This is a genomic window from Shouchella rhizosphaerae (assembly GCF_900142675.1).
Taxonomy (GTDB): Bacteria; Bacillota; Bacilli; order Bacillales; family Bacillaceae_D; genus Shouchella; species Shouchella rhizosphaerae.
Map to the genome: position 1 here is coordinate 234,706 of NZ_FRBS01000006.1, position 18,702 is coordinate 253,407.

At 46.8% G+C, this 18,702-nt stretch carries 12 protein-coding genes; 11 read left to right on the forward strand and 1 reads right to left on the reverse strand.

Annotated elements, in window-relative coordinates; genetic code table 11:
- Nucleotides 1-10: 10 nt before the first annotated feature.
- The 11 genes from BUC05_RS17450 (at nucleotide 11) to BUC05_RS17500 (ending at nucleotide 17,728) form a co-directional block, all read left to right on the forward strand.
- A complete protein-coding gene (locus BUC05_RS17450; RefSeq protein ID WP_073305530.1) occupies nucleotides 11-3,112 on the forward strand; it encodes an alpha-mannosidase in 3,102 nt (1,033 codons plus the stop codon).
- Between the two features lie 140 nt (nucleotides 3,113-3,252).
- A complete protein-coding gene (locus tag BUC05_RS17455) occupies nucleotides 3,253-5,190 on the forward strand; it encodes an endo-beta-N-acetylglucosaminidase (RefSeq protein WP_073305532.1) in 1,938 nt (645 codons plus the stop codon).
- A gap of 226 nt (nucleotides 5,191-5,416) precedes the next feature.
- Complete coding sequence (locus BUC05_RS17460) at nucleotides 5,417-8,104, forward strand: alpha-mannosidase (RefSeq protein ID WP_073305534.1); 2,688 nt, start codon at nucleotides 5,417-5,419, stop codon at nucleotides 8,102-8,104.
- On the forward strand, nucleotides 8,101-9,402 hold the full coding sequence (locus BUC05_RS17465) for a glycoside hydrolase family 125 protein (RefSeq protein WP_073305535.1): 1,302 nt from the start codon (nucleotides 8,101-8,103) through the stop codon (nucleotides 9,400-9,402). The genes BUC05_RS17460 and BUC05_RS17465 overlap by 4 nt, the downstream gene beginning before the upstream one ends.
- A gap of 2 nt (nucleotides 9,403-9,404) precedes the next feature.
- Nucleotides 9,405-10,016 (forward strand): YesL family protein, encoded by a 612-nt coding sequence (locus BUC05_RS17470; protein WP_073305537.1) that lies wholly within the window; start codon nucleotides 9,405-9,407, stop codon nucleotides 10,014-10,016.
- Between the two features lie 71 nt (nucleotides 10,017-10,087).
- Complete coding sequence (locus BUC05_RS17475) at nucleotides 10,088-11,836, forward strand: sensor histidine kinase (protein WP_073305539.1); 1,749 nt, start codon at nucleotides 10,088-10,090, stop codon at nucleotides 11,834-11,836.
- Entirely contained in the window at nucleotides 11,817-13,313 is a 1,497-nt protein-coding gene (locus tag BUC05_RS17480; protein ID WP_073305541.1) for a response regulator transcription factor, read from the forward strand. Before BUC05_RS17475 ends, BUC05_RS17480 begins: the two co-directional genes overlap by 20 nt.
- A 97-nt stretch (nucleotides 13,314-13,410) precedes the next feature.
- Nucleotides 13,411-14,340, forward strand: coding sequence for an ABC transporter permease (locus BUC05_RS17485; RefSeq protein WP_073305543.1), 930 nt, complete (start codon nucleotides 13,411-13,413; stop codon nucleotides 14,338-14,340).
- A 126-nt stretch (nucleotides 14,341-14,466) separates the two neighbouring features.
- Nucleotides 14,467-15,321 (forward strand): carbohydrate ABC transporter permease, encoded by an 855-nt coding sequence (locus BUC05_RS17490; protein WP_244153326.1) that lies wholly within the window; start codon nucleotides 14,467-14,469, stop codon nucleotides 15,319-15,321.
- 29 nt (nucleotides 15,322-15,350) lie between these two features.
- A complete protein-coding gene (locus BUC05_RS17495) occupies nucleotides 15,351-16,799 on the forward strand; it encodes an ABC transporter substrate-binding protein (RefSeq protein ID WP_073305668.1) in 1,449 nt (482 codons plus the stop codon).
- A gap of 47 nt (nucleotides 16,800-16,846) precedes the next feature.
- Nucleotides 16,847-17,728 (forward strand): ROK family protein, encoded by an 882-nt coding sequence (locus BUC05_RS17500; RefSeq protein ID WP_073305545.1) that lies wholly within the window; start codon nucleotides 16,847-16,849, stop codon nucleotides 17,726-17,728.
- Nucleotides 17,729-17,841: 113 nt separating this feature from the next.
- Here BUC05_RS17500 and BUC05_RS21955 read toward each other — a convergent pair whose 3' ends face one another.
- Nucleotides 17,842-18,423, reverse strand: a complete 582-nt coding sequence (locus BUC05_RS21955; protein WP_011245348.1) for a 3D domain-containing protein — start codon at nucleotides 18,421-18,423, stop codon at nucleotides 17,842-17,844.
- Nucleotides 18,424-18,702: the final 279 nt, after the last annotated feature.

Sequence of the window (18,702 nt, forward strand, 5' to 3'; positions counted from 1 at the left end):
GGGAAAAATGATGTTCTTGACGGAACGAAAATTGGCAGCACGGCTAAATGAGCTAAAAGCATACCGATACCGTGATCCCATTGTGATACAATCATTCGCCATGGAGGAAGGGGACGATGCGGTTGGCGCCTATCCAAGAGTGCCGAGTGAGGGTGCAGAAACGGTTACACTTGGAAGCCGTTGGGGTGGCCGTGACCGCTATGTTTGGCTATACACGACAGTGGACATTCCTAGCAATTGGGGAGACAAGCAGCCGGTAGGCCGATTCCGCTTCGGCCGGACTGGCGGTGGCACAAACTCCGGGTTTGAATCGTTGTTGTTCATAAATGGGGAGCCGTATCAAGGAGTCGACTCTAACCATGAAGAAGTCTGGCTGCCGAAAGGGCAAGCAGGCGAGAAGTTGGAACTGGCTTTCCGGATGTGGACAGGCCTTGAAGGCGGGGGGCCGCCTAGAGAACAGGTTTATGAACTAGAACAAGCAGAGTTGGCATGGCTTGACGAAGCGACAGACGACTTGTATTTTACTGGTTTGGCAATCTGGCAAGCGATCGAAGAATTGCCAGAGGACGAGCCACACCGTCCAGAATTGCGGCGCATGCTGAATGAAGCGTTTCATGAAATCGATTGGACGAGGCCACAAAGTCCATCATTCTACGAATCATGCGAACGGGCACAAAAAAAGCTGCGCAGTGAATTGGCAGCAAATGAGAAAAACCATCCGGTCACCATTCACTGCCTCGGGCACACCCATATCGACGTGGCCTGGCTTTGGCGCCTTGTTCATACGCGAGAAAAGGCGGCACGTTCGTTTTCGACAGTGTTAAGGCTAATGGAACAATTTCCAGACTACCTATTTTTACAAACACAACCGCAGCTCTACGCCTATGTGAAAGAAGACTACCCAGAGCTTTATGAACAAATCAAAGCACGGATTCAAGAAGGGCAATGGGAAGTAGAAGGCAGCATGTGGCTCGAGGCTGATTGCAACATTCCGAGCGGCGAGTCGCTTGTACGCCAGATTGTGTTTGGAAAGCGCTTTATAAAGGAAGAGTTTGGCCGTGATTGCCACGTGCTTTGGTTGCCAGATGTATTTGGCTACAGCTGGGCGTTGCCGCAAATTTTAAAGTTGGCTGGCATCTCTTCGTTTATGACGACCAAAATTAGCTGGAATCAATACAATCGTATGCCCCATGACACCTTTTGGTGGCGTGGCTTAGACGGCACTGACATGTTGACGCACTTTATTACCACACCCGAACCGTGGAATGCGGCAGACTCGTGGTTTTATACGTACAATGGACTAATTGAAGCGAAAACAGTGCTTGGCGCGTGGAAAGGGTACCGCGATAAAGCGATTAACAAAGAGCTATTGTTGGCGTATGGCTATGGCGACGGTGGTGGTGGCGTCAATCGGGATATGTTGGAGCTGCGAAGGCGTCTGGATGAAGTGCCTGGCCTTCCTCATGTGAAACCAGGGAAAGCCGGGACGTATTTCCAGCAATTAAATGAAACCGTAGCGAATGCAAAAGAATATGTGCATCGCTGGGATGGCGAACTGTACTTGGAATATCACCGCGGCACATATACATCGCAGGGATTGGTTAAACGGCACAATCGCAAGCTCGAATTAGCGCTTCGTTCCCTTGAAGCGCGTGCTGTCGCGAAAACATGGCGTCAGGGGTTTCGTGGTTATCCAGCTGAGGCGCTAAAAAATGCGTGGACGATCGTGCTTCGTAACCAATTTCATGACATTATACCAGGTTCATCGATACGTGAAGTGTATCAAGACGCGGAAGTCGAATATGCGGAAGCATGGGCGTATATGAAAGCGGCAGAGGCGGAACTGGCAGGCAAGGCTATCGAAGACGGTTGGTCTGTATGGGTGCCAGGATCTTATGAGATGCCGCGACTCGTCCACATACCAGGCTTACAAGCAGACAGATTAGGTATTTACGATGGCGCCAAGCGATTGCCCGCTCAGCAAGTTGATGATGGCTGGATCGTCCTTCTCCAAGCGCAAGCTGCTGTTGGCTCCGTTCGTTTGTCTGTGAAACAAGAGGCGGAGGAACAAGCTCTGGAAACGGCTTTTATTTGGCGCGATGGTACGCTAAGCACACCTTTTTACGAAGTAGAGTGGAATGAAGCGGGGCAAATCGCTGCGTTGTATGACAAAGAAGCCAGGCGCCATGTCTTGCCTGAAGGAAAAGCAGCGAACGTGCTGCAATTGTTTGAAGATAAACCACTGGCCCACGACGCATGGGACATCGACTTGTTTTACCAAGAGAAAGCACCTTGCGAACCGGTATTCCAAGGCATGGAGATCATTGAAATCGGTCCGCTCCGGGCTGTTTTACGCGTGTCTTATACGTATCACCGAACAACGATTGAACAGGATATCTTGTTTTATGCCCACTCAAAACGAATCGATTTCTCGACAAATGTTGATTGGCATGAACAACAAAAACTACTAAAAGTCGCATTTCCAGTAGATGTCCGGGCAACCGCGGCCACGTATGACATCCAATTTGGAAATGTGGAACGCCCGACTCATTGGAATACATCGTGGAACATGGCGAAATTTGAATCGGTTGGGCACCAGTGGGCAGATTTGGCTGAAACCGGCTACGGAGCGAGCTTGTTGAACGACTGCAAATATGGTTACGACATAAAAGGCAATGTCCTCAGACTGTCATTATTAAAGGGAGCGACTTATCCCGACACGGAAGCAGACCAAGGAAAGCACGCGTTTACGTACGCCTTTTATCCTCATTGTGGAGACTGGCGAGAGGCCAATACACAAGGAGAAGCATGGGATTTAAACGCACCGCTAATAGCCGAACAAACGGAAGCCGTTCACAAATTGCTTTCGGTACGGTTAAGTCATGTGCATCTAGACGCAATCAAGAAAGCGGAGGATGGGGCAAGCTCGATCATCCGTTTGCATGAGTTTGAAGGGCGAAGTGGTAAGGTGGTCATTGATTGGCATGGCCCTGTCCGAAAATGGCGTGAAGTGAATTTAATGGAGGAACCGCTATCCGATTGGCAGGAAGGAGAAATAGCCTTTGCGATAAAGCCTTATGAATTAAAAACAATTGAAGTGGGCGGTTCTTAAGGGGGGTTCTCCCCTTTTTTAATTGGAAAAAGCAAAGAAAGCTGGAGAAATCATAGAATGGCGTCGGGGAACGAGGAATAGCAAGGCGGAAAGCGTATAGTGTCATAGAATGGCATTGAAATTGAAGGGAGAGCTGAAGTTTGAGAAAAACTGTTTTAGTCGGTCTTGTTTGCACAGCGTGTGTATTGCTCCAGGATGATCCAGTTGCCGCATCCACGTACAATGGCCCGCTGTCTTCCTATTGGTTTCCAGAGGAGCTTGCCCAATGGGAACCAGAGAATGATCCAGACGCGCTATTTAACAAAAGCCATGTTCCGTTGGAGCCAGTCCGCGTTGCAGATGGGGTAAATGGTAATGCAGACAAGGACGCACGCCTTGTTTCGTTATCCGCGTTAAACAGGCATACATCAGGCGTTCCGTCGCAAGGAGCGCCGGTTTTCTATGAAAATACGTTCAGCTATTGGCAGTATACAGATTTGATGGTTTATTGGGCTGGTTCAGCTGGCGAAGGCATTATCGTTCCGCCAAGTGCCGATGTCATTGACGCAGCGCACCGAAACGGGGTGCCCATTTTAGGGAATGTGTTCTTCCCGCCGACGGTTTATGGAGGGCAGCTAGAGTGGCTAGAACAAATGTTAGAGCAAGAGGACGACGGTTCTTTCCCTCTTGCTGATAAATTGCTGGAAGTCGCAGACTATTACGGGTTCGACGGCTGGTTTATTAACCAAGAAACAGAAGGGGCGGACCAAGCAACAGCCGAAGCCATGCAAGCTTTTCTCGTTTATTTGCAGGAACAAAAGCCAGAAGGCATGCACATCATGTGGTATGACTCGATGATTGATACGGGGGCGATCGCTTGGCAAAACCATTTAACGGATCGAAATAAAATGTACTTGCAAAATGGCTCAACCCGCGTCGCCGACAGCATGTTTTTGAACTTTTGGTGGCGCGACCAGCGCCAATCGAACGAATTGGCACAAGCACTTGGCAGGTCGCCGTATGACCTCTATGCCGGAGTAGATGTGGAAGCACGAGGGACAAGCACCCCTGTTCAATGGGAAGGCCTGTTTCCTGAAGGAGAAAAGGCGCATACATCACTTGGGTTATACCGCCCAGATTGGGCGTTTCAGTCAAGCGAAACAATGGAAGCGTTTTATGAAAAAGAACAACAATTTTGGGTTGGCTCGACAGGCAATCCAGCCGAAACAGACAGCCAGGCAGATTGGCCTGGCATGGCGCACTGGTTTCCCGCAAAAAGCACCGCTACGTCCGTACCATTTGTGACTCATTTTAATACGGGGAGCGGCACTCAGTTTGTGGCAGAAGGAAAAACCGTTTCGGAACAGGAATGGAATAACCGCAGCCTTCAAGATGTGTTGCCTACATGGCGTTGGATTCAGCATGGCGGTGATTTGGAAGCAGCATTTTCTTGGGAAGAAGCGTTTGAAGGGGGAAGCTCGTTACAATGGCATGGCTCATTAGCGGAAGGAGAACAAGCGCAAATCGAGCTGTACCAAACAGAGTTGCCGATAAGCGAAGGCACTTCGCTAACATGGACATATAAAAGCGAGCACGGCAACGATTTAAAAGTAGGTTTCCGTTTAGATGATGAGAAGGAATTCCGTTATGTGGAAGGAGAACAACGCGAATCGATAAATGGATGGACGCAATCGACGTTTCCACTAGATGCGTTTGCTGGCCAGACGATAACAGGGCTGGCATTTGCAGCAGAAGGGAACGAGACTGGGCTGGCAGAATTCTATATTGGACAACTGGCGGTAGTTGCTGATAGCGAAAAGCCTGCAGCTCCAAACGTGAAGGTACACCAGTACGATCCAGATCCAAGTGGTATTCAGCTCGTTTGGGAAAAACAAAGCGACGTCCACCATTACCGCATTTATAAGGAAACAAAGCACGGCAAAGAGCTGATCGGCACATCTGCTGGAGATCGAATTTACCTAGAAGGGCTAGCCGAGGAAAGCAAACAAAACGACGTGCGTCTGCAGGTGGAAGCGCTGAGTGAAACATTCGTGCCAAGCGATGCTCGAATGATCGACATAAAAATTCGCTCATTTTAAGATACATGCACAGCTCGACCACTTTGCTTTAAGTCTTTTCATTTACTTGAATGAAGGGAGTGACTTTGTGAGGTGTCAATAAACTTGGCACCTTTTTTGTATGTTCGTGGATTAATGTTAAATTCATTGGAATTTGTTTATCACCTTTTAACAGGCGCTTGTTGCCTTTCGGAAAAATTGATACGTTAAGTATGAATGCGCTTACTTGAGAGGGTGAACTGGAGAAATGAAAACATCAGCACATATTATTGCCCATACCCATTGGGACCGCGAGTGGTACCGGCCTTTTGAACACCATCGCCATGACTTTGTCGTACTTATGAATCAGCTGCTGGCCCAATTTGAGCAGGATCCATCGTTTGCAAGCTTTCACTTGGACGGACAAACGATCCTGTTGGCCGATTACCTAGCTGTCCACCCAGAAAAGGAAGAGACGCTTAAAAAATGGGTTCAGGCGGGCAAGTTAAACATTGGCCCGTGGTATGTGCTCCAAGATGCCTTTTTGACAAGCGCAGAAGCGAATGTGCGCAATTTGCTATATGGAATGGCAGATGCCAGGCGATTTGGCGAACCCGTTCTTATCGGTTATTTTCCGGATACGTTCGGGATTTACGGCCAAGCCCCACAGCTTCTTAAACAAGCGGGAATAACTGCTGCTGCGTTTGGACGGGGCGTGAAGCCAACTGGTTTTAATAATACCGTTTCTGATGCTAAAGCATTTGAATCCCCTTATTCTGAACTGAATTGGTCGGCGCCGGATGGTTCATCGGTATTGGGCATCTTGTTTGCCAATTGGTATTCGAATGGAAATGAAATTCCTGTGAATGAAAACGAGGCAAAAGCGTACTGGACAACGAAATTGGCTGATGCAAAAAAATATGCCTCGACGAGCCATTTGCTCTTCATGAATGGCTGTGATCACCAGCCAGTGCAACGGAATTTGCCGGAAGCAATTAAGACAGCGCAAGCGCTGTTTCCTCATATACAATTTATTCAATCAGATTTTACATCTTATATTGAACGAGTACGAACGGAATTGCCGCCAACGATACAAACGATCACAGGGGAACTGCGGAACCAGCGGACGGACGGGTGGTCGACACTAGTCAACACAGCTTCGAGCCGTATTTATTTGAAGCAATTAAATGAAAAAGCGCAAATGCTCCTAGAAAAACAAGTTGAACCACTGCTTGCGATTGAGTGGTTGCTCGGACATGAAGTCGATGGGGCATATGTACGCTATGCCTGGAAGCAACTGATGGAAAACCATCCCCATGACAGCATTTGCGGATGCAGCGTCGATGAAGTTCATGAGGAAATGGTCGTTCGCTTTCAGAAAACGATCCAACTGGCAGAGCGTCTGGCAGAAGCTTCTATAGATCGGCTTGCTGAGCAAGTTGATACGACCGGTTTTGGAGAAGAAGCAATTCCGATAGTATGCTTTAACGGCAGTGGCCACGCGAGTGAAACGGTTGTAGAGACTGACATTGCTTTTGAGAAAAAATACTTTACTGGAGAAGCGTTTGCTGCGATGCTCCAGCAGCTTGATGAAAAGCCATTTCCTGTTTTTAAAGCGTTCGATAGTGCAGGGAATCCAGTGGAAGCAACATTTACGCAAATGGAGACGGCTTTTGGCTACGAATTGCCTGACGATGGCTTCCGAAAGCCTTATTACGCTAGACGTGTAAACATGCAAGCCCATGTAAAACTTCCCGCTTTTGGCTATACAACAATTTATGTGCTTCAAGGCAAGCAGGAAGCAAACGGAGAAACGATCGCCGCCGCTGACGGGCGGTCATTGGAAAACGAGTGGCTAAAAGTAACGATCCATGATGATGGCAGCTATGACATGATCTGCAAACAAACAGGAACCCATTACCCGAACCTTGGTGTTTATGAAGACAGCGGCGATATCGGCAATGAATATATGTATAAGGAAGCAAATGGGACGCGCTTAACGACAAAAGGCCACGAGGCGACAGTTGAAGTCGTGAAAAATACAGCGCTTGAGGCAAGGATCGCGATTATCCACAAATGGGAGCTGCCTAAGTCGGCAGATCGATCGTTTGTAGATGAAAAGCGGGAGTTGCGCTGGCACCCTAACCGGCAAGCGGGCAGAAGCGACGAGCAGGTCACGTGCGAAATGGTTACGACATTATCGCTGCAAAAAAACAGTCGCAGGCTTTCCGTCAATTGGACGATCGACAATCAAGCACTGGACCATCGGATCCGTGTCCTCTACCCAACTAGCGCTCATTGTCAAACACACTTAGCTGGCAGTGTGTTTGAAGTGGCTGAACGAAGCAACACGCCGTCCAAAGAATGGGAAAATCCAAGTTTTGACCACCATATGCAAGGGTATGTTGCCGTCGGCAATGAAGAACGTGGAGTAGCAATTGCCGCTTTTGGCTTACACGAATACGAAGTGTTGCCTGAAAGCGACTATTCGATTGCAGTTACGTTGTTACGAGCGGTTTCTGAAATGGGCGATTGGGGCGACTTTCCAACAGCCGGCGCTCAATGCCAAGGGAAGCAAACAGCGCAATGGTCGGTTTATCCAATGCACGGTGATTTACGAAAAAGTGAACGGTTGCCAAACATTTACCACGCCTACACACAACCTGTCGTCAAGCAGGTAAAGGCTAGCCGAGGTAGCTTGCCCCATTCCTTTGAAGCCGTTCCGATCGAGACAGAAAACATGGTCATTACCGCAATCAAGCTAGCTGAGGACGGAAAGGCTGCAGCTATTCGCGCCTTTCAACCTGGTGTAGGAGAAGGGATGGTTCAAAGCCGTACCGGTGCCTCATTGTTCCGCTCTACCATTTTGGAAAAGGATTTGGGCGAAATTCAGTCAGAAGCCGTCCGGCCTTATCAAATTAAAACATACCTTGTTAAAGGAGTGAGCCGACCGTGAAGAGCATTCCAGCGGGCTTGGCCCGGCTTATCGAAAAAGTGAACGTGGCTTTCCCAGAAGACGAACACCTACAACAGTTATTCCAACAAACGTTTCTAAACACATATGAAACAACGCTGCAGCCAGGTGAAGATGGCAAGACGTTTGTGATTACCGGCGATATCCCTGCTATGTGGCTTCGCGATTCTACAGCGCAAATTAGGCCGTATTTGTTGGCTGCTGATGATCCAGAAGTAGCTGCTTTGATTAAAGGCGTGTTAAAGCAGCAAGTGGAATTTATTTTGCTTGATCCGTATGCAAACGCTTTTAATAAAGAAGCCAATGGCCAAGGGCACCAAGATGATGTGACAGAGATGGGCCCCCGCATATGGGAGCGTAAGTATGAAATTGACTCGCTTTGCTACCCGATTCAACTCGCTTACCTGTTTTGGAAACAAACTGGTATAACAGGCCATTTCGATGCCTCATTCCGCGAAGCAGCTGCATCAATTATCGAGACATGGCAAGTGGAGCAACGCCATGAACAAAAATCGCCGTATCGGTTTGAAAGAAAAGGTGTTCGACAATCGGATACACTGAACCGGAATGGGAAAGGGACAGAAGTATCGTATACCGGCATGACGTGGAGTGGATTCCGCCCAAGCGATGATGCATGCTTGTACGGCTATTTGGTGCCGGCAAACATGTTTGCCGCGGTTGTGCTTGGCTATTTGGGTGAAATATGCGATGCTGTTTGGAATGACCTAGTCCTCAAACAAAAGGCTGTTGCTTTAAAAGCTGAGATCGAGGAAGGCATTGAAAAGCATGGCATCTTCCAGCATCCCTATCATGGCACGATGTATGCGTACGAAGTGGATGGAAACGGTAGAACGTTGCTAATGGACGACGCCAACGTCCCTAGTTTGTTAGCCGCTCCTTATTTAGGCTATTGCCGATTAGACGACGATCGGTACCAGAATACACGGCGCTTTTTGTTTACAAGGGAAAATCCGTATTACTACGAAGGTGAGGTTGCTTCTGGCATCGGAAGCCCACACACGCCAGATCATTATATTTGGCATATTGCCTTATCGATGCAAGGCTTGACAGCAAGCACAGTAGAAGAGAAACAGGAAATTTTGAACACGCTGAAGGCAACCGATGGAGGCACGGGTTATATGCATGAAGGATTTTTTGCGTCAGACGCCACTGCTTTTACGCGCGAATGGTTCGCTTGGTCCAATTCGCTTTTTAGTGAGTTTGTCCTTAGCTTATGCGGCGAATGGATTAAAGGAAGTCCCCTTGCAGAGGAGGCATAGCCATGCATCGTGTATTTTTTCAGGCTTCGGAGTGGATTTACAACATGATGAAGTTAAACGGGTTATGGCTTTTAGGCATTGTTGCTGGGCTCGGTCTGTTGGGGGTTATGCCTGCTACCACCGCTGTGGCAGCAGTAACGCGGAAGTGGGCCCATGGAAATCAGGACGTGCCCATGTGGAATCTTTTTTGGAAAACATACAAACAATCGTTTGCAACAAGCAATCAAGTGGGCGCTCTGTTTGCTGTACTGGCGCTTATCCTTCTGGCAAACTTGCGGATTAGTGTTATCGTTCCAGGAACGGTTATGATGGTAGCCCATTACTTTATTTTGTTTATCCTTTTTGCATTATTGGCAAGCACATGGCTGTTTTTTTTCATTTATGTCCATTATGAACTGCCAACAAAAGCGTATTTGTTCCAATCTGTCGCAATGGTATTTTCAAAACCTATTTCCATGTTTATGCTGGCAGCGGGCATCGGCGCGGCGCTGTGGATGATGGCCCATATGCCGGGACTCTTGCCTTTTTTTGCGATCGTTTGGCCTTCGTATTGGAGCAGCGTTGTCTGTAAAAAAATGTTTTCGAAAATGGAACAACAAACATTGGCGGCATAAACACGATAATGAAATGGCTTGGAGGGCAGCACGCTCTGCCAAGCTTTTTCGCAATCAAAGGTGGTTTGGCGATGAAAGGGAGACGGCTGCGCAGCCGCGCAAGATACCAAATTTTCAACCGGATTTTGGCCATGTATTCGATTATTATTTTGCTTGTTATTAGCTTGCTCGTCGTGCTGATCGCAAAATATGTAGCGGATGACTTCATAACTAGATCCCTTGAAGCCAATGAAAAACAAGTCGAAGCTCTGGCGGTTTATATGGCTGAACGGGAACGCTCGCTTGCAACTCACTTACGGGAATTGTATTTTTATCCAGAGCTTGTCGAGTCGATAGCTGTTGCCTTAAAAAATGACCCTGAAACGTATTTGGAATACAGACTGGATCAATACTCACTGCAGCGCTCATTTGTGCCAAGCAACGTCGAATCGTTTATGCGCGGATTTTATTATGGAGACGGCGCCATTGATGCCATCACCTTGACCAGTTATGAAACGGATCAAGTATATGCCTATGTGTTTCAATATGCGAATTGGAACCGGATTCAAAATGAGGGAGAGCAGCAAGCGATTACTTTAACGCGGCCCATTAATGATGGTTCCTCGACAACTGGGATTGGCCAGCTTACTGCTTATTATAGCAGTGAAGCATTGCGGCAAGCTGTAGCGTCTGCGAACAATGTCGGCTTCCTTCAAATGCATAAAGAAGACGGAACGCTTTTATTTACCAACAGGCCTGATCCGTTTGAATTGCCACAAGAAGAGGACTCGGGGCCTGTTTACAAAGAAATGGTGAAAAACGGCGAAATTTTCTACTACAAAGTAGAGCAGGACGCAGACAGAGGTCTCTATTATGTAGGAGTGGTGCCACGGTCTGAAATTACGGAATTGAGTTCCCTCGTATACGCCACCATTGCATTATTAATAGCCGTTGCGTGTGTAACAGTTGCTGTTGGTTATTTCGTCATGCGCCGCTATGCTAGGCGGATGCAACGGATTGAGGCATCGATGCAGCTTGTTGAGCAAGGAGATCTATCGGCGCGGATTGACATGAGCTTGCAAAATAAAAAAGACGAGCTAGGTTCGATTGCCGGGAATTTCAATCGAATGCTAGACGAATTAAAGCGCTATATAGACAAATCCTATGTACTCGAATTAAAAAAGCAAGAGGCTGAAATGAGGGCGCTGCAGGCGCAAATGAATCCCCATTTTCTCTATAATACGCTGGAGGCAATCCGTATGAAAGCGGTGATTGAGGGTGCCACTGATGCTGGCGCAATGACATTCCATTTAGCTTCAATTATGCGGTATGCATTATCGGAAAACCGCAGCGCTACGTTAGGCGAAGAATTAGAACATACGAAGCAGTATATGGCGTTAATGGAACAACGGTATCGGCATGCGCTTACGGTTGAATATGAAGTTGATTCCTCCTTGTTAATGGACAGTATCTTAAGATTTAGTTTGCAGCCATTAGCGGAAAATTACATGATCCATGGTTTTATGCCTGACAAAAAGGACAATCGGCTGCATATCTCCATTCAGAAAAAGGAACATGTGTTGACGATTGTTGTATGCGACAACGGCAAAGGCATGGCCAGTGAGCGCCTAGAAGCAATAAAAGCGAAGCTGCGTGAGGAAGAGTACCAACACATCGAGCAGTCTATTGGTTTGGCCAACATCCATAAACGGTTTCAGCTAGAATATGGACAGCCATACGGGTTATCCATCCATAGTGTTGCTGACGAGGGCACTTCTGTGCAACTAACATGTCCTTTAGAGAGGGAGGAGAGCGATTGTGATGAGAGTCCTGCTTGTTGATGATGAACCATTAATTGTTGAAGGATTACAACGTTTAATTAAGTGGGAGGAAATCGGCTGTGAAGTCATTGGCACAGCGCTTGATGGAAACGAGGCACTTGCCCGCTACAGCGAGCTCCCGTGCGACCTTGTTATTACCGATATTTGTATGCACCAATGTGACGGGTTAGAATTGATCAGGCAATGGAAGAACATCCAGCCTTCTACGCGATGGGTGGTGTTGTCTGGTTTCCAGGACTTTGAGTATGTCCAGAGCGGATTAAAGCTAGGGATTGAAAACTATTTGCTTAAACCGGTTGATGACCGTGAATTAGTGGCGACCATAGCACAAGTAAAGCGGAAACGGGAGCATGAGCAGAAAGAGCAAGTGGCTGCGCTCATTTTGCGCGATAACGCTATATGGCGCTATTTAACGGGAGAGATGGGAAGGCAGCAATACGAAGAACGGATGCAGTTGTATCGTCAACGCCAAAGCTCTTTTTTTAGGCAGCTACATGTACTTGCGGTTCCAGCCATCCACCACTTGGACGATCAAGCCATCCAGCGTTTTCAACAGCAAGCAGAAGCGGTCATTGCTCCAGGTGTTTGCTGCCGGACACCGGAAAATGATTTTTTGCTTCTGACAAACACAGCAGTGACAGAGAAAACCATCGCTTCAATCATTGCTCTAGTCGACGACCTGTTCGCGGTTCCTTTTCTGCTTGTAAAAGGAGAGTGGGAACACAAAAGCTTGTCCCAGTTAACGAGAACATTGGATGTCGCCTCTGCATTTAAAACGAAACGCGCATTGTTTAACCAAACGGAAATCGTCACACAAAAGGAAGCGGTGCGGTTTTTGCAACAAGTGCCTGCTGAGAGCCGCGTCCACTATTCTCGTTTGCAAAAGCATTTAACGAACGGGGAGGTTCAAGAGGCGAAAGCATGGGCACAAGCGGCCATTGTCGGAAACGGCATCGATGGGGAGGCGGCCAGGCGAATCGCTGCAGAGGTGATATTAGTAACCGAACAAATGGGAAGTGAGCGTTCAGGCATAGCTGACATGCAACAATTATTCCAAGCGCCTATTCTTTCAGAGCTGCTAGACATCGTCAATGGCCTGATTGAACACAAAGCTGTCGAGTTGCAAAAAAAGCAGGAAGTCAGCCACGTCGTATTGCAAGAAGCGCTAGCCTACGTGGACGAGCATGTCGCATCCGATTTATCGCTCAAGCAATTGGGACAGCGCTTTTTTATAAACCCAATCTATTTAGGGCAACTGTTTCAACGGGAAATGGGGGTAAGTTTCTCTGAATACATCAACCAGAAAAGGATTGCACTGGCTAAGCAGCTACTAACCGAGACTAGGCGGAAAGCAGGAGAAATTGCAAAAGATGTCGGTTACGGGGATGCTACTTATTTTTACAAGCAATTTAAAAAGAAAGTCGGGGTAACCCCTAATGAATTTAGGCATGTTGTACGGCTAAGTGAAAACCCTTAATTCGTCCAATGAATGTAAACATTGTTCAGTATATGCGACGCAAATGCCTTGCTACAATGAATGTAAGGGCTTTCTTAAAAGAAGAAAGGAGGCGGTCATGAAACGTTTTATGAAACATCTCTATGATAACCGGGTATGGCTTGTAATGGTCCTCCCTGGAACGATTTGGTTTTTGTTGCTCGCTTATTTGCCGATGGCCGGCAATATATTGGCCTTTAAAGATTTTCGCTACCACCCAGACGGATTTATCGAAAGCATTCGTACAAGCGAATGGGTCGGGTGGGAGAATTTCCAGTTTCTTTTCTCAACAAGCGACGCCTGGATTATTACGAGAAATACAGTATTGTACAATGCTGTATTTATAGTGGTTGGCCTTATCTTAGCTGTGGCGTTAGCGATTTTACTCAGCCAACTTGTCAACCGGAAGCTCGCCAAGATCTACCAGACAGGCATGTTGTTTCCCCATTTCTTATCCTGGGTAGTCGTCAGTTACTTTGTGTTTACGTTTTTAAGCATGGATCGGGGATTAGCAAACACCATTTTAGGCTTTTTTAATATTCCTCCGATATCTTGGTACAATGAGCCTGCTTATTGGCCATTTGTATTAACGTTCATCAATTTTTGGAAAGGTGTTGGGTTTGCTAGCATTGTTTACTTAGCTGCCATTGCTGGAATCAACCGCGATTATTATGAAGCAGCGATGATTGATGGGGCAAACAAATGGCAACAAATTAAACATGTGACGCTGCCAGCGCTTATGCCACTCATTGTCATATTGACGATTCTCGATATCGGTAAAATATTCAGTGCTGATTTCGGCTTGTTTTACCAAGTGCCCCGTGATTCCGGCACATTGTACTCGGTGACAAATGTCATCGATACTTATGTGTACCGTGGGCTCATGCAAATGGGCGACATTAGTATGACGACGGCGGCTGGGCTATATCAAGCTTTTGTTGGTTTTCTTTTAGTGCTATTGACTAACTATATTGCCAAAAAGATAGATCCAGATTATGCGCTTTTTTAAAACGTTGTTGCCATTGAATGGAGGTGTCAAATGGAGACGAACCGCGAGGCTGGGAAAATGACCGTTGCTCGCAAACGCAAGCAAGCAGGAAATGCCCACACATTTGGGCCAAAAACAAACGCCGTTATGGTCGTCATTCTTGGCTTGGCTGCGTTTATGTGCATCTTTCCGTTCCTTTATGTCATTGTTATTTCATTTACAGCTGAAGAATCGTTAGCATTAAATGGCTACCAACTGATCCCAGAGTCATGGTCAGTGGATGCGTATACGTATTTGTGGAATATGCGTGACCAGTTGCTGCAATCGTATGGCATTACTATTGTGGTAACGGTTCTAGGAACAATCATCAGCGTGTCGATGATTGCCCTTTATTCTTATGCGATCTCACGGCCGCAGTTTCGCTACCGCAAGTTTTTTACATTTTTTGCATTCTTCACGATGTTGTTCGGAGCAGGGCTTGTTCCGCTGTATATCGTCGTTTCACAAGTGCTTGGCCTTCGCAACACGATTTGGGCGCTCATTATTCCACTTGCGATGAATGCGTTTTACATCATTATCATGCGCACTTTTTTTATGCGCTCCGTACCGGAGTCGATTCTGGAGTCGGCGCGCATTGATGGGGCTGGGGAATGGCGGATATTTTTTAAAATTGTTGCCCCGTTGGCTGTTCCTGGTATTGCCACCATTGCGCTGTTCACAACGCTTGGTTACTGGAACGACTGGTTTAATGCATTGCTGTTTATAGACAACCCAGACTTGGTACCGCTGCAGTCGCTATTGATGAGGATTGAAAACAATATGGAATTCATGCGGCAAAACACCCAATTAGGTGCAGCGGCGCACCAAATTTATTCAACGATCCCGCAAGATGCCGCTAAGATGGCAATGGTAGTCATCGCGACATTGCCGATCGCTGTTTCCTACCCGTTTTTTCAAAAGTATTTCATTAGCGGCCTGACGATTGGCGGGGTGAAAGAATAATGATGATTGCAAAAGGGGGAGGCACTTACATGAAAACATTAAAAATGGCAGCGGCAGCTTCTGCTGTTGCGCTGTTTGTAGCAGGCTGCTCCAGTGACGAACCAGCCACCAATAATGCTGGCGACGTTACGGAATTGACATGGTATATGATTGGCACGCCACAGCCTGATTTAAATGATGTCATGGCTGAATTAAATGCATATACAGAAGAAGAAATTGGTGTACGGGTCAATATGACACAAGTGGACTGGGGCGATTACGATGAACGGATGAATATTATTACTTCTTCCGGAGAAAATTTTGACATCGCCTTTGCATCAGGGGGAACGTACACGTTAAACGCCCAAAGAGGCGCCTATCTAGGGCTTAACGATTTGCTAGATTCACATGGGAAAGAAATGAAAGAAGCGATTGATGATGCGCTTCTTGAAGGAGCGAGCATTGAAGGGGAATTATACGGAATTCCAGCCAATAAAGAAATAGGGCAGCAGCGCGTGTTTGTTTTTAATGGAAACTTAGTGGAGAAATACGGCTTTGACACGTCGCAAGTATCCAGCTATGAAGATTTGGAACCGATGCTTGCCGAAATAAAGGAAAATGAACCGCAAATCACCCCGTTTCCAGCCTCGAGCACGTTCCAGCCAATCATGCCATTTGACTATGTGCTTGGAGCAGACATGCCCGTTGCTTTTCCTTTAACAGGGGATACGGAACAAGCCATTAACTTCCTGGAAACGGAAGAAGCGATGGCGGTGTTTAACACAATCCGCGACTTTTATGAGAAAGGCTATATTCCAGCCGATGCTGCCAGTTCAAATGATCCATGGCCTTATAATGTCGAGAACTGGTTTGTCCGTGTAGAAGAATACAATCCATATGCAGAACTTTTATGGGAACGTGATGCGGGCTACCCAATCGTTACACAGCCGATCAATGATCCCGTTATTAAAAATGAATCGGTGACTGGCTCGCTGCAAGTCGTTTCTGCTACTTCGCGCCATCCAGAAAAAGCGGTTGAATTTTTAAATTTATTAAACACAGACCCATATGTTCGCAATCTCGTAAACTACGGTATAGAAGGAACCCACTATGAACAAGTAGAGGAAGGGATTATCCGTGACTTGCCAGCACGAGTCGAAAATTACAACATGCCGACTTATGCTTTAGGCAACCACTTTATTTTGCAGTTGTTTGAAAATGAGCCAGAAGACAAATGGGAAGCATTTGAAACGTTTAATGAATCGGCGGTCCCATCGCCAATTCTTGGTTTCCATTTTGACCCTTCCAACGTACGAACAGAAATCGCCAATTTGTCCAATGTCGCGAGCGAATATTTGGCGCCAATTTATACGGGAAGCGTTGATCCAGAGGAGTACGTGCCAATGGCAATTAAACGAATGGAAGACGCGGGGCTCGAAAAAGTAATGGATGAGGTACAGGCACAGTACGAAGAATGGAAAGAGGTTATGGAAGAGTAGGCAAAGCCGGGCAGATGCATCTGCCCGTTTTTTGTGGAGGGGATGCGATGTATTTAGCGATTGATCTAGGCGGCACATATATCAAGCGAGCTTTTTTTGAACAGGGCAACTGGTTTGCTCATGAGCAAATTAAAACGCCAGCAACGAAAAGAGAGCTACTGGCGCTTATTAGCAGTTGGGCAGGCCGTAACGGCATAAAAGGAATAGCAGTCAGCTCTCCTGGCACGGTCACAAAACATGGATCGATTGAAGGGACAAGCGCGATTCCCTACATTCACGAAGGCCATTTGCTGCAAGAAATTGAGCGAGCGACTGGACTGGCCGTCTCGATTGAGAATGATGCTTGTTGCGCAGCATTAGCTGAAGTGTGGAAAGGGAACGGCGTGGGCTGCAAGGATTTGGCTGTAATCGTGATTGGCACAGGCATTGGCGGAGCGTTGATCAAAGATGGCCAGTTGCACCGGGGATTTGACCTCCTCGGTGGTGAATTAGGATACACACTCTTATCCATTGACCCTGTTCAGAGAACAGCTGTGCCATTTAGTGAGATGGCCTCCGCTTCTGCCATTGCCCGCCGCTACGCAACGTGGACAGGCCAGCCAGAGGATCGTTTAACCGCAAGTGATGTGTTTGCTGCTTATGAAGCAGGCGATCATGCTGCAAAAAAGGCCATCGATGCCTTTTACTTTTGTTTAGCGGCAGGTATCCATAATGTCCACTATGTTTACAATCCAGAAAAAATATTGCTTGGCGGCGGCATTTCAGCACGTGACGATTTATTAGACGGTGTCCGCCATGCCTATATGCAATTGAAAGACCAGCTTTCCGACTACACCCTTCACATGCCACGCTTTGCACGTTGCCATTTCCAAGGAAACGCCAATCTCATTGGCGCTATGCACCATTTCATGCAACAACAGGGGCAATAGTGGCGATAAAACGAGTTTGAGATTATGTATATAAACGCTAAAAAGCCTTGTTATTTATTTAGCAGATAAATGTTTTTTTAATCAATGGGCGCCATCAGGCGCCCATTTTTTGTTTAATAGACTTGGACGGTTACTTCTTGACGGCCGAATTGCAAAGCTTCGCTTTCATTAGGGATAAACACGTCAATTTTATTGCCTTTAATAGCTCCGCCAATATCTGCGGCAATGGCTTCACCATAGCCTTCAACATAGACCTTACTGCCAAGAGGGATCACATTAGGGTCAACTGCGATTACTTTTTGGTTTGGGTTCGCATTTAAATCAATTCCTGTATAGGTAACGCCTGTGCAACCATTGCAACTGGCGGTATAGGCAGTTGCTTCAACAGTCAAAGTCGTTGAAGCTTCCTTCGGGCTGGACTCGGTTTCAGAAGGAGCTTGTTCATTTGTTTCCGTCTCGCCTTTCAATTGCGGTTCGTTGCTTTCTTCAGCTCCTGGCATATTTAGCTCTTGCCCAGCAAAAATTAGATTCTTATCAGAAATTTGCGGGTTGGCCTCCATTAATGCCGTTACTGAAACTTGATTATTGTTAGCGATGCTGCTTAGCGTATCTCCACTTTGTACTTCATAAGCAAAAGCAGGAGAAGCAATAAGTATTGAGCCGACTACTGCAAGTGAAGCGATTAGTTTTTTCATGTCTTGCACTCTCCTTATTCAACTAGTGAATCCCCCAACACTAGTTTGTTTGTTTTAGAACATAACGAGTTAAAAAGGGGATGTTGTGTTCGCAAGTACACACTATACAGAAAGCAAAAGCCGTTTTCAACAGAATTGGCAACAAGTAATCTACTTGTAAGGGAATAGAAATAGTGTTATTTCGCTGTAATAGCTAGTAATCAACAAAAAAGTCAGAATAATAGTGTAGGGTAGGGGAGACTATAAATGGGGTGAAATGCAAGATTGGAAGTTTCAATT